The 16,300-nt window shown below is 63.8% G+C and carries 19 protein-coding genes and 1 pseudogene; 14 read left to right on the forward strand and 6 right to left on the reverse strand.

Annotated features, from left to right (window positions below):
* Positions 1 to 49 precede the first annotated feature (49 nt).
* Positions 50 to 523 carry a hypothetical protein gene (locus tag LIW51_RS09875; RefSeq protein WP_227373951.1) on the forward strand — a complete coding sequence of 158 codons (474 nt, stop codon included), beginning with the start codon at positions 50 to 52 and terminating at the stop codon, positions 521 to 523.
* Positions 524 to 555: 32 nt separating this feature from the next.
* On the opposite strand, the pseudogene LIW51_RS39905 reads toward LIW51_RS09875, so the two are convergent.
* Positions 556 to 691, reverse strand: a pseudogene (locus LIW51_RS39905) (DUF7503 family protein).
* Positions 692 to 863: 172 nt separating this feature from the next.
* Between LIW51_RS39905 and LIW51_RS09880 the strand changes: the two are divergent.
* Entirely contained in the window at positions 864 to 1,277 is a 414-nt protein-coding gene (locus LIW51_RS09880) for a JAB/MPN domain protein-containing protein (RefSeq protein WP_227373953.1), read from the forward strand.
* Positions 1,278 to 1,313: 36 nt separating this feature from the next.
* On the opposite strand, the gene LIW51_RS09885 is transcribed toward LIW51_RS09880, so the two are convergent.
* The gene (locus LIW51_RS09885) at positions 1,314 to 1,523 is read right to left on the reverse strand and encodes a ribbon-helix-helix domain-containing protein (RefSeq protein WP_227376781.1); all 210 of its coding nucleotides are present in this window, start codon (positions 1,521 to 1,523) and stop codon (positions 1,314 to 1,316) included.
* 189 nt (positions 1,524 to 1,712) lie between these two features.
* Positions 1,713 to 2,168 (reverse strand): DUF555 domain-containing protein, encoded by a 456-nt coding sequence (locus LIW51_RS09890; protein WP_227373955.1) that lies wholly within the window; start codon positions 2,166 to 2,168, stop codon positions 1,713 to 1,715.
* A 105-nt stretch (positions 2,169 to 2,273) separates the two neighbouring features.
* On the opposite strand from LIW51_RS09890, the gene LIW51_RS09895 reads away from it, so the two are divergent.
* From LIW51_RS09895 to LIW51_RS09915, 5 genes are all read left to right on the forward strand, one after another.
* The gene (locus LIW51_RS09895) at positions 2,274 to 3,311 is read left to right on the forward strand and encodes a dipeptidase (RefSeq protein ID WP_227373957.1); all 1,038 of its coding nucleotides are present in this window, start codon (positions 2,274 to 2,276) and stop codon (positions 3,309 to 3,311) included.
* Positions 3,312 to 3,351: 40 nt separating this feature from the next.
* A complete protein-coding gene (locus LIW51_RS09900) occupies positions 3,352 to 4,233 on the forward strand; it encodes a DNA-3-methyladenine glycosylase family protein (RefSeq protein ID WP_227373959.1) in 882 nt (293 codons plus the stop codon).
* 39 nt (positions 4,234 to 4,272) lie between these two features.
* Positions 4,273 to 4,455: a hypothetical protein gene (locus LIW51_RS09905; RefSeq protein WP_227373961.1), complete on the forward strand. Its 183-nt coding sequence runs from the start codon at positions 4,273 to 4,275 to the stop codon at positions 4,453 to 4,455.
* Between the two features lie 44 nt (positions 4,456 to 4,499).
* The gene (locus LIW51_RS09910; protein WP_227373963.1) at positions 4,500 to 4,778 is read left to right on the forward strand and encodes an acylphosphatase; all 279 of its coding nucleotides are present in this window, start codon (positions 4,500 to 4,502) and stop codon (positions 4,776 to 4,778) included.
* 86 nt (positions 4,779 to 4,864) lie between these two features.
* Positions 4,865 to 5,041, forward strand: a complete 177-nt coding sequence (locus LIW51_RS09915; RefSeq protein ID WP_227354148.1) for a 30S ribosomal protein S17e — start codon at positions 4,865 to 4,867, stop codon at positions 5,039 to 5,041.
* 58 nt (positions 5,042 to 5,099) lie between these two features.
* On the opposite strand, the gene LIW51_RS09920 is transcribed toward LIW51_RS09915, so the two are convergent.
* The gene (locus tag LIW51_RS09920; protein ID WP_227373965.1) at positions 5,100 to 5,261 is read right to left on the reverse strand and encodes a hypothetical protein; all 162 of its coding nucleotides are present in this window, start codon (positions 5,259 to 5,261) and stop codon (positions 5,100 to 5,102) included.
* A 129-nt stretch (positions 5,262 to 5,390) separates the two neighbouring features.
* Between LIW51_RS09920 and asd the strand changes: the two genes are divergently transcribed.
* Complete coding sequence (gene asd, locus LIW51_RS09925) at positions 5,391 to 6,425, forward strand: aspartate-semialdehyde dehydrogenase (RefSeq protein WP_227373967.1); 1,035 nt, start codon at positions 5,391 to 5,393, stop codon at positions 6,423 to 6,425.
* Positions 6,426 to 6,449: 24 nt separating this feature from the next.
* On the opposite strand, the gene LIW51_RS09930 is transcribed toward asd, so the two are convergent.
* On the reverse strand, positions 6,450 to 7,082 hold the full coding sequence (locus LIW51_RS09930; RefSeq protein WP_227373969.1) for a 2,5-diamino-6-(ribosylamino)-4(3H)-pyrimidinone 5'-phosphate reductase: 633 nt from the start codon (positions 7,080 to 7,082) through the stop codon (positions 6,450 to 6,452).
* An 82-nt stretch (positions 7,083 to 7,164) separates the two neighbouring features.
* Between LIW51_RS09930 and LIW51_RS09935 the strand changes: the two genes are divergently transcribed.
* From LIW51_RS09935 to LIW51_RS09955, 5 genes are all read left to right on the forward strand, one after another.
* Entirely contained in the window at positions 7,165 to 8,535 is a 1,371-nt protein-coding gene (locus LIW51_RS09935; RefSeq protein WP_227373971.1) for an arylsulfotransferase family protein, read from the forward strand.
* A 24-nt stretch (positions 8,536 to 8,559) separates the two neighbouring features.
* A complete protein-coding gene (locus LIW51_RS09940) occupies positions 8,560 to 9,831 on the forward strand; it encodes a Single-stranded DNA binding protein (protein ID WP_227373973.1) in 1,272 nt (423 codons plus the stop codon).
* Positions 9,828 to 11,474, forward strand: coding sequence for a hypothetical protein (locus tag LIW51_RS09945; RefSeq protein WP_227373975.1), 1,647 nt, complete (start codon positions 9,828 to 9,830; stop codon positions 11,472 to 11,474). The genes LIW51_RS09940 and LIW51_RS09945 overlap by 4 nt, the downstream gene beginning before the upstream one ends.
* The gene (locus LIW51_RS09950) at positions 11,474 to 12,214 is read left to right on the forward strand and encodes a metallophosphoesterase (RefSeq protein WP_227373977.1); all 741 of its coding nucleotides are present in this window, start codon (positions 11,474 to 11,476) and stop codon (positions 12,212 to 12,214) included. Before LIW51_RS09945 ends, LIW51_RS09950 begins: the two co-directional genes overlap by 1 nt.
* A gap of 246 nt (positions 12,215 to 12,460) precedes the next feature.
* Positions 12,461 to 15,298 carry a DEAD/DEAH box helicase gene (locus LIW51_RS09955; protein WP_227373979.1) on the forward strand — a complete coding sequence of 946 codons (2,838 nt, stop codon included), beginning with the start codon at positions 12,461 to 12,463 and terminating at the stop codon, positions 15,296 to 15,298.
* Here the strand turns inward: LIW51_RS09955 and LIW51_RS09960 are convergent.
* Positions 15,295 to 15,435, reverse strand: a complete 141-nt coding sequence (locus tag LIW51_RS09960) for a hypothetical protein (protein WP_227373981.1) — start codon at positions 15,433 to 15,435, stop codon at positions 15,295 to 15,297. The two genes, LIW51_RS09955 and LIW51_RS09960, sit on opposite strands and share 4 nt — an antisense overlap.
* Here LIW51_RS09960 and LIW51_RS09965 point away from each other — a divergent pair.
* A complete protein-coding gene (locus LIW51_RS09965; protein WP_227373983.1) occupies positions 15,430 to 16,284 on the forward strand; it encodes a hypothetical protein in 855 nt (284 codons plus the stop codon). The genes LIW51_RS09960 and LIW51_RS09965 overlap by 6 nt on opposite strands.
* Positions 16,285 to 16,300 lie beyond the last annotated feature (16 nt).

Here is a 16,300-nt window from a genome sequence, read left to right on the forward strand (position 1 = left end):
ACACGAGGGAACTCGACACCGTCGGTATCGAGGGCTTCTTCCTCAACGCATGCCAATCCTACGACCAAGGGATGGCACTCATCGACGCGGGGGCCGTCGGCGGCGTCGTCGCCTTAAACGACGTGATAAACAGCGGCGCGGTTCGCGTCGGACGGACGATGATTCGGCTCCTGAACCGCAGCTTCCGCTCTGGGCGGCGCTGGACATCGCCCGCGACCGAAGCATCATCGAGGGGCAGTATCTCGTCGTCGGCGATGGAAACATCAACGTCGTTCAGACGGAGAGCATTGTCGCGGTACTGTACGATATCGAAACGAAGGGCGATGCGTTTGAGCTAACGCCGATCACGTACATCTCCGGTGATGAGGGATTAGGTGGACTAGTCACACTACGACTTTCAAAGGAAGATCGATTACACCTCACTTCAGGGTCACTCCCAACGCTCACGCTCGCTAAGGATGAGCTAGAACAACATCTTCTGTTGGAGAACGTCCCTGTTCGTTTCGACGGACGGTTCACGTAGAGCGATATGATCGATCATGACGCGCTTTGATTTTAGACTTCGTAAGTTCCTGTTAAGGCCGCTCCTGCAACACTACCTACCTGCGAGAGTAGCAATGCGATAGTGAACAGCACGCCGATCATTTGGGGGATTCTCTGCGAAGTACGAGATGAGGTCGTTTTCTGCCATCACCCTCCTATACTAACATCATGAATATTAATTTTATATTTTATCTGGGAAATGTATCCCCATAACAGACTACATTATTCATTATGTTTCATATTAAAAAACAGGTACGGGTAGAGAAGTGGGACTGCACGTTGGGCGACGACGTTATCATGCAACGACACGAAAAGCGGTCGTGGTTTTCGTAACACGCGGACTGAGGGACGCACTTCTCGAACTGGCTGCGGACGCCGAACCGGAGCAGATGGCGGTTTCGCTCGCGATCACCCCTGCGGGCGACCTGCACGGGACAGACGACCTACCACCGCCAGAGACGCCCGTGTTCACGCATTTCTATCCGCCGGACACGGGCGGGTCGGTCGCCGCCGTGTTCGGCATGGATCTCTCCATCCCCGCCGGGCAGTCGCAGGGTCGGTTCGTCTCGCATCCACGGGGTGACCTCGAAGTCGCTCGGACGGACGACCTGCGCGAAGCGATGCTGGTCGCAGTTCCTCCGTGGCGTCCCGACTCCATCGCCGCGTTCGACAGGGTCGGGCGCAAGCAACGGTTGGTCGTCATCGACGCCGAGCCGCCCGCAGAACTCCTCTGAGTGGCGACCGTGCGCCTCGATGGCGAGAGACCGACGCTACTCCAGATATCCCAGTTCGCGCAACTGGTCGGTGATCTCGCTGAACTCCGATTCGGTTAGCCGACCCTCCTTCTGGTGCTGGATGACGATGCTTCGCAGGAGAAACCGGACGAGGTCGCTCGTGCTCGAAAAGCTCGTCCCCTCGATGGTCTCATCGACGCGATCCGCGAGGTCTTTTGGGATGGAAACCGTCGTGTAATCCGTCATGGCTGGCGTTTGGTCGGCCTGCCGGTTATCGTTTACGTCGTCCGCGCGAGATTCGTGTCGAGGGAAGATGCGAACGTCGGCGATACGTCTCATCGAAATCAAGACGTTCGTCGGAAAGAGAGCTGTCGAAGGAAACGGCCTACAATCGTCTCCCGGATGACCCGGATCGAGACCTGCACACCGCCGCGATCATTCGATGAGGTCTTCGAACTCCGGCAGTACGTCGTCGTCGTTTTCGTTCTCGGTGGTCGTGTCCTCGCCGTTTTCGCTTTCGGAGGTGCTTTCGGCTTCGTCCTCCTCGTCTTCGTCCTCCTCTAACACCTCGACTTCGAGGACGGTGAGGGGGATGTTCTCCAGCCGTTGGCCGATCTCCTTGCGCGCGATGCGCGAGGCGTGTTCCTCCCGTTCGACGTTGAACACCGTCATCTCCAACTCCAGCGCGACGAGCGCCTCGTCGGCGGCGATGAACGCCGGCGGGAGCTCCTCGCCGGACGGTGACGTGCGCTCGCCCATGCTGATCTCGACGTAGTTTAGATCCGGGTTCAGCAACTCGCCAGTTTTGGAGATGGCGATTCGCACCGCCTCGTCCGATGTCTGTACATCGTACACCGGAATCGCGGCTTCCACGACAACTCTGCAGTTCATGATCCCAAAGGCAATTGGAGAGCCAGAGGTATGAATTTTCGCACGCCCCGAGCCTCGTGACAGGTCACACAAGCACTTATATCGCCGTCGAACACACGTTCGACGATGACCGACGTGCCGATGATCGACGGCCACAACGACACCCTCCTTCGATTGAGTCGCGCCGACGACCCGGTACTGAGCTTCGCCGACGGATGTGAGAACGCGCATATCGACCTACCCCGCGCCCGCGAAGCGGGACTGGGCGCGGGGTTCTTCGCGGTCTTCGTTCTGAGCGACGACGAGCACGACCCCGAACCGGGCGACGGCGGCTACGAGTACCCCCTACCGGACGCCGTCGACCACGGGGAAGCCCGGCGCGTCACTTACCGAACCCTCGAACTGCTCCATCGCCTCGCCGCTGACGTGGACGGATTTCGCGTCGTCCGCTCGCTCGCCGACCTCGACGCCTGCCTCGAATCGGGCGACCTCGGGGCCATCCCGCACCTCGAAGGGGCGGAGGGCGTCGCGTCGGATCTCGCCAATCTCGATTTCCTCTACGCGGCGGGCGTCCGCTCCATCGGTCCGGTGTGGAGCAGGCCGAACGCTTTCGGCGAGGGCGTCTTCTCGCGCTACCCCGGCAGCCCCGACACCGGGGCGGGACTGACCGACGCGGGACGCGACCTCGTCCGGGCGTGCGAGAGACGGGGCATCGTCGTCGATTGTGCGCACATGACCGAGCGGGGGTTCTGGGAGGTCAGCGAGTTGAGCGACGCGCCACTCGTCGTCTCGCACACCGGCGTTCACGAACGCTGCCCGCACTCGCGGAACCTTACTGACGAACAGCTCGACGCGGTGGCCGAGTCGGGCGGCGTCGTCGGGATCGCGTTCCACGAACCGGGCGTCGCCGACGACCCTGACCCGGACGCCAGCGCCTCCCTCGAGGATATCGCGGAGCACATCGAGTACGTCGCCGACTATGTTGGCGTCCAGCACGTCGTCCTCGGGTCGGACTTCGACGGCGCGAGAATCCCCGACGACGTGGGTGACGTGACCGGTCTCCCCGCACTCTTGTCCCGCCTCCGCGAGCGCGGATTCAGCGACGGCGACATCGCGCGGGTCGCCTGCGAGAACTGGCGACGGGTGCTCGCCGAGACGTGGTGAACCGAAAGATTTGCTCCCCCGCGCTCCCTCTCCCGGAACGATGGAAACCGGTTCGATTCCCGTCGCCGACCTGCCGGGTGGGTTCGACCTCCAATCGACCGTCGAGAGCGGCCAGAGCTACCTCTGGCGGCGCGAGGACGGTCGGATGTACGAGACGCCGCGCGCCTACGGCGGTGATGCGTGGTACTACACCGTCCTCGAGGGCGAGGTCGTTCGCGCGCGCCAGCGGGACGGCCTACTGGAGTGGGAGGCGACGACCGACGCCGAACCCCTGCTCTTCTCCCTCCTCCGCCTCGACGACGATTTGGACGCCATCATCGACGCGACGCCGGACGATCCGCTGGTCGAGGAGGCCTACCAGAAGTATCGCGGGATGCGGATCGTCCGTGACCCCTTCTTCCCCTGTCTCGTCTCGTTCATCTGCTCGGCCCAGATGCGTGTTAGCCGAATCTATGGGATGCAGACCGCGCTGGCGCGCGAGTTCGGGGAGCGTATCGAGTTCGGCGGGAGTGCGTACTACGACTTTCCGACGCCCGGGCGGTTAGCCGCGGCGACGGAAGCCGACCTGCGCGATCTGAACCTCGGCTACCGCGCGCCTTACGTCCGGAAAACCGCGGAGCTGATCGCGTCGGGAGAGGCCGAACCCGGCGACGTGCGGGGCAGAGCCTACGAGGACGCCCGCGACGCCGCGAAGGTGTTCGTCGGCGTCGGCGACAAGGTGGCCGACTGCGTCCTGCTGTTCTCGCTCGGCTACTTGCAGGCGGTTCCGCTCGACACGTGGATTCGGAGCGCCATCGAAGATCACTACCCCCACTGCGAGCGGGGGTCATACGCGAAGACCTCACGGGCGATTCGGGAGCAGTTCGGCGACGAGTACGCCGGTTACGCCCAGACGTACGTGTTTCACTACCTGCGGAACTGAGGTTTCAGTCGAAAGATATTTTATCCGAACGTTTTACCGGTGAATATAATTTCCGGAATTTTCGGACTCGCTGCCGCTTTCATCGGTTTGGTACTCGCGTCGGGAATCGGCGCACTGCTCGCTCTCCGCATGTTCGTCTACAGTGAACTCGGTCTCACGAAGAACGAAGTTCGAACCGCGGTCAAACACCTCTCCTACGAACGAGCGTCCGGCGACGAGTGACGACAGCCCCGACGATTTTGTGCCTCGGATTCGAATGGTCAACCATGGCAGACCGAACCCGCGCACACGTCTTCGTCTCAGGCACGGTACAGGGCGTCTACTACCGCGCGAACACCCGCGACGCGGCGCAGGAGAAGAGCGTCGACGGCTGGGTACGAAACCTCTCGGACGGGCGCGTCGAAGCCGTCTTCGAAGGTTCCGAGGAGGCGGTGAACGAGATGGTCGAGTGGTGTTACACGGGTAGTCCGGCCGCCGATGTGGAGGATGTCGCGGTCGAGTACGGCGAACCGGAGGACGAAGACGGCTTTCAGGTGCGTCGGTAGGCGGCGACCACCGGGAGGCGTGAGAGATTCACGCTCGCCGGACGCGAACGAATGCTTTTAAGGCACGCAACCGGAAACAGTTCGGTATGGCAATCAAACCCGACTACGTCAAGAAGACGGGAAGCATCCTGCTGGAGCGATACCCGAACGCCTTCACGAAGGATTTCGACCAGAACAAAGAGAGCGTCGAGAAGCTGACAAACATCGGGTCGAAGGGCGTCCGAAACCGAATCGCCGGGTACGTCACCCGCAAGAAAGAGTAATTCTGCAGAACGAATTCCGGCGGCCGACGAAGAACATCGATAGAGAACGGTTCGCGTCTCAGTCGTCGCCGGTAATCTCATCGACGACTTGAGAGAACTGGTTTCCGCCACACCTGTCACATTCGCCCGTCTCGGTCGGGAGAACGAATGTCCCATCGTCTCGAACCCGAACGGAGTACGGCTGTCCGCACCCTTCACATGTAACGACTTCCCGCCTCATGAGGTCTTAGAGGCGACAGTCGGTATATTAGGGTAGCGATGGGCGGTATTCCTCTATCTTCTGACGCTCTCGGCAAGCACCGACAACGTCGAAAGCTACTTGCGCGCTCTTTCGTTACCATCTCGCACAATGAGTATCGACGTTGGTATCCTCGGCGGAACGGGGGCGGTGGGGCAGCGATTCATCCAACTGTTCGACGGCCACCCCGAGTTCGAACTGGCAGCGATAACGGCGAGCGACGATAGCGCGGGCAAGTCGTACCGCGAGGCGGCGAAGTGGCGCATCGACTCGCCGATTCCGGACGCCGTCGGCGACATCACGGTTCGCGCGACCGACCCCCGCGACGTACCGGACGACGTTGATCTGCTCTTCTCGTCGCTCCCATCCGGAATCGCCGCGGAAGTGGAACCGCAGTTCACCGAGGCGGGCTACGTCGTCTCTTCGAACTCCTCGAACGCCCGGATGGCCGACGACGTTCCGCTCGTCATCCCGGAGGTCAACGGGGATCACTTGGATCTCATCGAAATCCAGCGGGACGAACGCGGGTGGGACGGCGCGCTGGTGAAGAACCCGAACTGCTCGACCATCACGATGGTTCCCACGCTCGCGGCGCTCGACCGATTTGGATTGAACCGCGTCCACGTCGCCACCTTGCAGGCCGTCTCCGGGGCGGGCTACTCCGGCGTCACCTCGATGGAGATAATCGACAACGTCATCCCGCACATCGGCGGCGAGGAGTCGAAGATGGAGACTGAATCGAGGAAACTTCTCGGGACGTTCGACGGGAGCGAAATCGACCACCACGACGTCGACGTATCGGCCTCCTGCAATCGCGTGCCGACGCTCGACGGCCACCTCGAAAACGTCTGGGCCGAAACTGCGGAGACGCTCACCCCGTCGGACGCCCGCGACGCCTTCCGCGACGCGCCGACGCTCGACCTGCCGAGCGCCCCCGTCCCGCTCATCGAGGTGTTCGAGGACGACGACCGCCCGCAACCGCGACTCGACCGCACCCTCGGCGGCGGGATGCAGGTCGCCGTCGGCGGGGTGCAGGACACTCCCGCTGGAATCCAGTACAACTGCCTCGCCCACAACACCATCCGCGGGGCCGCCGGGGCGAGTCTGCTGAACGGAGAACTGCTCGTGCAGGAAGGCTGGGTGTAGGGGAGACGGAACTTCTTTCGGAGTTCAGGGAACCGAATAGCGGAGCAACACCCCGTCGTCGATTCGTTCGACGCTCTCCAGTTCGAGGTTCGGGAACGCCTCGCGGTCGACGAACCCGTCCCCGTCGGCGAGGGTTGGCGCGTCGCGCCCGCCGACGACCAGCGACCCGACGTAGAGGCGGAGTTCATCCACCAGTCCGTCGGCGAACAGCGAGAAGATGAGTTCACCGCCGCCTTCGACCATCACCCGCTCGACTCCCCGCGATTCGAGTTCGTCGAAGGCGGCTTCAAGCGAGACGCGGCCGGAACCCGCAACCACGACGTTCGCACCCGCCTCCCGGAGCGCGCCGACCCGGTCGTCCGGTGCGGACGCGGCGACGAAGACGAGGGTGTCCGCCCGGTCGTCGAGCACGCGAGCGTCGGGTGGCGTCCGCGCGCGCGAGTCCGCGACGACTCGGAGCGGATTCGGCCCCCCGTCGGCGGTGAGCGACGGGTCGTCCGCGAGCACCGTCCCGACGCCGACGACGATGGCATCGCTGTCGACCCGGAGGTCGTCCACCCGGTCGAAATCGTCCGGCCCGCTGATGGCGACCTGCTCGCGCCGCCGCGAGGAGAGTTTTCCGTCTGCGCTCGTCGCGGTGTTGACGACCACGTGCATGCGCCGAGGTAGGTTCCCTCCGCGAAAACCGCTTTCGGTGCTATCAGGAACTTTATGAACCCTCCACCAAACCGGACTGACGATGGATACCCGAAACGCCTATCGAGCGTTTTTCGCCGCCCTGCTCCTCCTCTGTTCGGTCACGGTGGGCTACGCGTACGCCACTTCCCCGGTTCGGGACGCGGTCGGCAAGTATCACGACCAATCGAACGTGCCCTTCGAGCAACGTGAGTCGGTCGCCCCGGCGAGCGGGGGCGTCACCGTCGTCGCGGGACACGGGATGAACGGAGAGAAGTCCGCACTCGTCGCGTTCGGGGCCGACGGTCGGGTGCGCTACCACGACGACACCTACACGGGCTACTTCGACGTCGACTCGGTTCCCTCCGAGTCGATGACCGTCGAGTACGTCGCGGAGAAACCCCTGACCGGCCCGCGAGCGAAAGCGTGCGACGCGAAATGTACCCTCTCGTTCGTGGAGCGAGTGAACCTCACGACGGGCGAGAAGACGCGGGTCTACTCGAAGGTCATCCCACAGGATAGGGGCGCGAACTGGCACGACGTGGACAGGATCGACGACGACCGCCTCCTCGTCGGCGACATCTATCAGGATCAGGTGTACGTCGTCAACACGACCACCGACATCACGACGTGGCGCTGGGACGCGCAGGACGACTTCCCCATCACCGAGGGCGGTCCGTACCCCGTCGATTGGGTGCATCTAAACGACGTGGAGCGCCTGCCGGACGGTCGCTACATGGTCAGCCTCCGCAATCAGGATCAGGTCGTCTTCCTGAACGAGAGCGGCCCGATGGAGTCGTGGACGCTCGGCGCGGAGGACAACTACAGCGTGCTGTACGAACAGCACAATCCTGATTACATCCCGCGCGAGCACGGCGGTCCGGCGGTGGTCGTCGCCGACTCGCTGAACGACCGCGTGGTCGAATATCAGCGCGAGAACGGCGAGTGGCAACAGACGTGGGTGTGGAACGACTCGGAGACTATCTGGACGCGGGACGCAGACCGCCTGCCGAACGGACACACGCTCGTCGCTGACACCAACGGAAACCGCGTGGTGGAAGTGAATCGATTCGGTGAGGTTATCTGGACTGTGCCGTTCTACTCGCCCTACGAGGTCGAACGTTTGGGTACCGGTGACGAGAGCGCGCGCGGGCCGAGCACAGAGCGTGTGGGAATCGAATCGTCCACGGCGAGCATCGACGAGCGCGGCGCGTACGAACGACTGGCGCACGCGCTGTTCTCCAAGAAGACCGTGAGTAGCCTCTGGTTCGTCCTCCCGATGTGGGCCGGACTCGGCGAATTGCTCGCGGCGGTCGTCGCCCTGCTGACGGCGCTCGTCTGGGCCGGATTCGAACTCCGTAACGTGAACATCAGCATCGAGACGCGGATTCCGATTCGGGTCTCCCGGGAAACGAGCGACGACGAACACTTTTAATCTATCCCGACCCAACTTCGGGTGATGAACGTAGACGACCATGCCGAGGCGCTTGCCTCCGACCTCGGCGTCGAAAAAGAGGAGGTCAAAGCCGACCTGCAGAACCTCATCGAGTACAGCGTTCCGGTCGACGAAGCCAAACAGAGCCTCCGCCGGAAATACGGCGGCGGGAGCGGAGGGAGCGCCGAACCATCGACCGTCGAGATAGACGACGTGACGACCGAGATGGGCAACGTCACCGTCACCGCGAAGGTTCTCACGGTCGGTAAACGCTCGATTCGCTATCAGGGGAACGAACAGGTCATCTTCGAAGGTGAACTCGCCGACGGGACGGGGAAGATATCGTACACTGCATGGAACGATTTCAGCCTCGTCCCGGGACAGGTAATCACCGCGGGCAACGCGAACGTCCGCGAGTGGGAAGGCAACCCCGAACTCAACCTCGGCGAGAGCACCAACGTCGCCCGCGAGGAGACGGACATCGACGTCCCGTACGACGTCGGCGGCGATTCGACGCTCGCCGAGGTCGAACCCGGTGACAGGGGCGTCGCGCTCGAACTGACCGTGCTTGAAGTCGAGGAGAAGGTCATCGACGGACGGGACGGCGAGACGACCATCAAAAGCGGTGTCGTCGCCGACGAGTCGGCCCGACTTCCGTTCACCGACTGGGAAGCGCGCGCCGGACTGGAAGAAGGCGCGACCATCCGCGCCGAGAGCGTCTACGTCCGCGAGTTCCGCGGCGTCCCCTCCATCAACTTCTCGGAGTTCACGACGGTCGAACCCCTCTCCCGAGAGGTGGACGTGCGCGACACGGCGACCCAGATGTCGGTTCGAGAGGCCGTCGAGACGGGCGGCGCGTTCGACGTGGAGGTGTTCGGTAACGTCGTGGCAGTTCGTGACGGATCGGGCCTCATCCAGCGCTGTCCCGAATGCGGGCGCGTCATCCAGAAGGGTCAGTGTCGAAGCCACGGACAGGTCGACGGGCAGGACGACCTGCGCGTGAAAGCTATCGTGGACGACGGAAGCGGCACCGTCACCGCCATTCTGGACGACGAACTCACGGCCGAGGTGTACGGCGGCGGCCTCGAAAAGGCCCGTCAGCAAGCTCGCGACGCGATGGATCAGGAAGTCGTCGCGGACACCATCCGCGACACCCTCGTCGGACGCGAGTTCCGCGTCCGCGGGAACCTTTCGGTGGACGACTACGGCGCGAACCTCGAAGCGAGCGAGTTCGACGAAACTGACGACGACCCGATGGAGCGTGCGAAAACTCTCCTCTCGGAGGTGGACGCATGAGTTCCCAAGGCGGTGCGGGCCGCCGCGAAGTCGCGTGGCGCATCTTCGCCGCCGAGTACGACGACGCGAACCTCGAACACTCGGATAGCGACGAAGAGCGCGCGCCGAACTACGTCGTCACGCCGACCGGGGCGCGAATCAACCGCCTGTTCGTCGTCGGCGTGCTGACCGAAATCGAACAGGTCGGCGACGAGGTGCTCCGCGCCAGAATCGTCGACCCGACCGGCGGATTCGTCGTCTACGCCGGGCAGTACCAGCCTGACGCGCTGGCGTTCCTCGAACGCGCCGACCCACCGATGTTCGTCGCCGTGACGGGCAAGGCGCGAACCTTCCAGCCGGAGGACTCGGACGCGGTGTACACGTCGATTCGCCCCGAGAGCATCAACACCGTGGACACGGAGACCCGCGACCGCTGGACCGTGCAGACGGCAGAACAGACCCTCGAGCGCGTCCGAACGTTTGCGCAGGCGCTCGACTCCGGCGAGCGCGAGGAGAGTCTCCGGCGGACGCTCGAAGCGAACGACGTGGACACCGGACTCGCGTCCGGCATCCCCCTCGCACTCGACCACTACCACACGACGACGCCGTATCTCGCGGAAGTCAGAGACGTGGCCCTCGACGCGGCCCGCGTCGTCGCGGGCGAGCAGGACGAAGTCGGAACGCTCGACGCGAAACCGGACGAACCGGGCGACGCGACCGTCGACTTCGACGTGTCGCTCGAAACCGCCGGGATAGCGCCCGAATCGGATATCGAGCCGGAAGTAGCGTCGGAAGTCGAAGCGGGCGGAGAGACCGAACCGGCGTTCGGTTCGGAATCAGAGCCGGAGCCGGCAACCGAAGCCGGAGCGAGCTCGGAGGCGGCGGAATCGGAACCGACGCTCGAATCAGAGTCGGAAGCGACAGCAGAATCCGCGTCCGAAATCGAAACCCAATCCGAAGCCGCGCCCGACTCCGGGCCGGAGGCGACGACGCCTCCGGCGGAGGCCCGCGAACCCGAACTGGGTGGCGAACCCGACGACACCGACACCGCGGCCGAGGAGTCGGATGCGGGCGACGAACTGGGCGACTTCGACGTCGGGGAATCCGGAGAGCCCGGAGACGAGCTAGGAGATTTCGACGCCGAATCGCCGGACGAGAGCGGTGGCAGCGAGATGTACGAGTTCGAAGAAGGGGAGCGCGAGCGAATCGAAGAGGAGTATGGCACCGAGTTCTCGACCGGAGGTGAAGTCGGCGAACCCGGCGAGTCGGGCATCGAAACGCCGGAGCCGGGGTCGGAATCCGAAGTCGAACCGGAGACGGAGGTCACGTCGGAGCCGGAGCCGACTCTCGAACCGCAATCCGAAACGGGCACCGAATCAGAACCTGACACTGGTGCCGAACCAGAGCCGGAGCCGACCGTCGAGGCCGAACCGGAAGCCGAAGACGAAGGGGCAGGCAAAGAAGCCCCCGAGAATCTCGAAAACACCGTGATGGAGAAGATGCAGGAGCTGAACGGCGGCGACGGCGTTGAGCGCGAGCGCCTGCTAGCCGCGATGGTCGACGCGTACGACGTGACGCCCGCGGACGTCAAGGACGCCCTGCAAGACGCGCTGATGGCCGGGCGGTGTTACGAGTCCGGCGAGGACACCCTGAAGCCCATCTGATGGCGCTGGTCGAACCGATTCTCGGCGGACCGGCCGCGACCGCCGACCTCGGAGACGAGCGCGCGCTGGTGGTGGCGGACTATCACGCCGGAATCGAGGACGCGCTGCGCTACGAGCAGGGCATCAACCTCAACAGTCGGGCGGAAGAGCGCCGCGAGCGGATGTGCTCCCTACTCGACCGCACCGACCCCGACCGGGTCGTCTTCCTCGGCGACCTGATGCACTCCATCGCCGGGCCGGGCGGCGCGGAACGCGGCGAGATCGAAGTCCTGCTCGAAGCCATCGACGTTCCGACGACGCTGGTGAAGGGAAACCACGACGGCGACATCGAATCGTGGGTCGAGTGCGACGTGACGCCGGGGGACGGAATCCGACTCGGTGACGTCGGCTTCGTCCACGGGCACACGTGGCCCGCCCGCGACGTGCTCTCGGGAGACGCCGTCTGCGTCGGCCACGAACACCCCTGCGTGCGACTGGAGGACACGGTGGGCGGAAGTCGAGTGGAGCGCGTCTGGTTGCGCGGCGGACTGAATCCGGAACCCTTCGAGGAGCGCGAGGAAGAGGAGTTGGACATCGACGGCGAACTGATCGTCTTTCCCGCGTTCAACGATTTGACGGGTGGCACGTGGGTGAACGTCGAAGGGCAGGGCTTTCTCGCGCCGTTTCTACCTGAGGGGTTGGCCGAGGGTGAGGCGTATCTACTGGACGGCGCGCGATTGGGGCGGTACGATACGATTTAAGTCGATTTCGGGGCGTTCTCTCGCGTACAGTCCGCGACTCTACTCGTGTAGCGTCAGCGTCCCAGAAATTCCGTGTTTGAGTAGGCTTTCGGGACATCGTCACTGCGGTAGTGACTGCAAGAGAGCGACCGAGGACTTTCGAAGACTGTATCTCGGAATCGAACCCACCGAAGTGAGTCCAAAATCGCCGACGAAACGCGATAGGCAACGGACTTAATTCGCTCGAACCCCTATCCGAAAATCACGATGCAGGATAGGCAGGCCGCGGGTTCTGCGGCCTTCGCGCGACTCGGCTCCGAGGTTCGGTCGGCGCTCTCGGAACGGGGCTTTTCGACGCCCACCGAACCGCAGAAGCGGGCGATTCCGCCACTCGCGGAGGGCGATCACGGCCTCGTCATCGCGCCGACCGGAACTGGCAAGACCGAGACGGCGATGCTCCCCGTGTTCAATGCCATAGCGCGGGCGGAACCGCAGTTCGGCATCTCCGCGCTCTACATCACGCCGCTTCGGGCGTTGAACCGCGACATGCGACAGCGATTGGAGTGGTGGGGGCAGACGCTCGACCTGCGAATCGACGTGCGTCACGGTGACACCACGGATTACCAGCGCCAGAAGCAGGCGAACGACCCGCCGGACGTGCTGGTGACGACCCCCGAGACGCTACAGGCGATGCTCACCGGGTCGAAATTGCGGACGGCGCTTTCGGACGTGCGCCACGTCGTCGTCGACGAGGTGCACGAACTCGCCAGCGCGAAACGGGGAGCGCAGTTGACCATCGGACTGGAGCGCCTGAACGAACTCGCGGGCGACTTCCAGCGAATCGGGCTGTCAGCGACGGTCGGCGACCCTGCGGAGGTCGGGAAGTTCCTCACCGGAGACCGAGGCTGCGAGATAATCGAGGTGGACGTGGGAAGCAAGGTCGACTTCCGGGTTCACGAACCCGAGACTCGAGACGAGGACGAACGACTGGCGAGGAAGCTGATGACGAACCCCGACATCGCCAGCCACGTCAGGGCGATTCAGGACATCGTAGACGACCACGACTCGACGCTCGTCTTCGTCAACACGCGCCAGACCGCCGAGGCGCTGGGGGCGCGCTTCCTCGAACTCGATGCGAACATCGGCGTCCACCACGGAAGCCTCTCGAAGGAGGCCCGAATCGACGTGGAAGACCGGTTCAAGGCGGGCGAACTCGACGCCCTGCTCTGTACCTCTTCGATGGAACTCGGCATCGACGTGGGGCGAATCGATCACGTCGTGCAGTACCAGAGTCCGCGGGAGGTCGCGCGCCTGCTCCAGCGCGTGGGACGTGCGGGCCACCGGATGGACGAGGTGTCGGAAGGAACCATCGTCACGGCCAACCCGGACGACGCGCTCGAAGCGATGGCCATCGCCCGGCGCGCGACCGAGGGCGACGTGGAGCCCGCGGCCATCCACCACGGGAGCCTCGACACGGTGGCGAACCAGATCGTCGGTCTCGTGATGGACTTCGGCGAAATCGACGCTCGCCGAGCCTACGACATCGTCACTCGCGCCTATCCCTTCCGCGACCTCGAAGAAGACGAGTTCAAAGAGGTCGTTCGGGAACTGAAGGGGAATCGGTTGGTGTGGCTGGACGAGGAGAGAGACCGAATTGAGAAATCGGGCAAGACGTGGCAGTACTTCTACGCCAACCTCTCGATGATTCCCGACGAGGAGACCTATAGCGTCTACGACGTGGCGAGCGGGTCGCAGGTCGGGACGCTGGACGAGCGGTTCGTCGTCAACTTCGCGGAACCCGGCGAGGTGTTCATCCAGCGCGGCGAGATGTGGCGCATCGCCGAGATCGACGACGAGGAGAGTCGCGTAAATGTCTCGCCCATCGAAGACCCCGGCGGCGAGGTTCCGTCGTGGGTCGGCGAGGAGATTCCGGTTCCGTTCGAGGTGGCACAGGAGGTCGGCGAGATGCGCGCCGTCGCCGGACCGCAGTTCGAGCGCGGCGCGCCCCGAGAAGGCGTGGGCCGCGAGTTCACGAACCGCTATCCGACCGACCAGTACACCGCCGAATCGGCGCTCGAACAGGTTGATCGACAGGCCGAAACCGAGACGCCGATCCCGACGAGCGACCGAATCGTCGTGGAGTTCGCCCCCCGAAAGGTAGTCGTCAACGCCTGCTTCGGCCACAAGGTGAACGAGACGCTCGGGCGCGTGCTCTCGTCGCTCGTCGGCCAGCGCACGGGGTCGTCGGTCGGGATGGAGATCGACCCCTACCGAATCGAGTTGGACGTGCCGCCGAAGGTCGACGGCCGGGAGGTCGTCGAAGTGCTGGAGACGACCGACCCCGACCACGTCGGTCCGCTCATCGAACTCTCGCTCAAACGCTCCGACACCCTCAAGTTCACCCTCGCGCAGGTGGCCGCGAAGTTCGGCGCACTCAATCGCTGGGAGGGACGGAATCCGGTATCGATGGGTCGCCTACTGGGTGCACTGGAGGACACCCCGATGTACGACGAAGCGGTGCGGGAGGTGTTCCACGACGACCTCGAAGTCGAGCGTGCGGGCGACGTGCTCCGCCGGATTCGAGCGGGCGACGTCGAAGTCGTCTCGACCGGCGGGCGAACCCCGGTCGGGAGCGGCGGCCGCTCCTCGGGGCGGGAACTACTCGCGCCCGAGAACGCCGACGCCAGCGTCATCGAGACAGTCAGGGAGCGGATCCGAAACGACCGAACCATCCTGCTCTGTCTGCACTGTCAAGACTGGAAGCGGAAGACGAAGGTGAAACGCGTCGCGGATCGACCCGAATGCCCGGAGTGCGGTTCGACGCGGATCGCCGCCCTCAACCCGTGGGCCGACGAGGTGGTGAAAGCCGTCAGGGCGAACGAGAAGGACGACGAACAGGAGAAGATGACCGAGCGCGCCTACAAGGCCGCGAATCTCGTGCAGAGCCACGGGAAGCAAGCGGTCGTCGCGCTGGCGGCCCGCGGCGTCGGCCCGCAGAACGCCGCCCGGATCATCGCTAAACTGCGCGAGGACGAGGACGACTTCTACCGCGACATCCTCGCCCGAGAGCGGGAGTACGCCCGGACGCAGGCGTTCTGGGATTAATCGCGCTCTCCGAAGCGGCCTCCACCGCGGTCGCTCGCCCAACGAACGGCTCTCCAGCAGAGCCAGACCCCGACGAGGACGAGGGCGGTTTCCGCACCGAGAAGTTCGGAACTGCCGGGGCCGACGAGGGGATGCATGGCCAAACTTCATTTCTCACCGCTATCAACTTTCTCGGTGCGATTCGGAAGACCGCTCGGCCGACGCTCCGACCACCGACCAGCCGACGGTTTCACACCGACCAACCGCCGGAACTGAACAGACCGACTTTCGACCGCCCTGATGGACTGAAAGGGCGAGTACGTTTCGACGGACGACCGCTCGAACAGTTAGTTCGAGATATCGCAGCGGTCGAAGGAGGCGAACTTCGATTCGAATCCATTAAGTGCGAAAATTTATTCCGCCGCACTCGAACTGCCGAAACGCGACCGTTCGCCGTCGAAGCACTTAGAGGAGATCGATTTCGGCAGATACCTCCGTCGACGATAGAATCGTTCGCCGGTGCAACGCCCAAGCGCCCGAAGGCGGTTATCGAGGGTCTCGTCCGTGGATTCTGCGACCACACGTACTACGACGTTCCGCGCTATCTCGCCGGATCAGTGGAGGACAACGTCCTTTTCGGAACCGTAGACTTGCGGAAATATTTCAAAACTCCGACCGAGTACGATGCAATAGAGTCGGGCGAAACGGCCGGGATGTTCTGCTACGAATTCACGTGGCGGTCTAGCGAAGCGCTCCACGCGGTTCCCGCACATCAGCAGAGAACGCCAGTGATGGGTGCAATGGTCTACGACGAACGTCACAAACACGTTTACATAGGAATTGCGAGCCCATTCAGAGACGAAGACGAGTTGGTCGTCCCGATGACGTTCGTCGACTACACCCACACCACGCTGTACGACGACTTGCATCTCCGCTGGTTGCTCGGTGAGGGGCTGGCGGCCTACGACCGCCGCCACCGCGCGACCGACATCTACTGGCAACCGTGACGAACGCGGCATCTCG

It is taken from the genome of Haladaptatus halobius (assembly GCF_020618475.1).
Lineage (GTDB): Archaea > Halobacteriota > Halobacteria > Halobacteriales > Haladaptataceae > Haladaptatus > Haladaptatus halobius.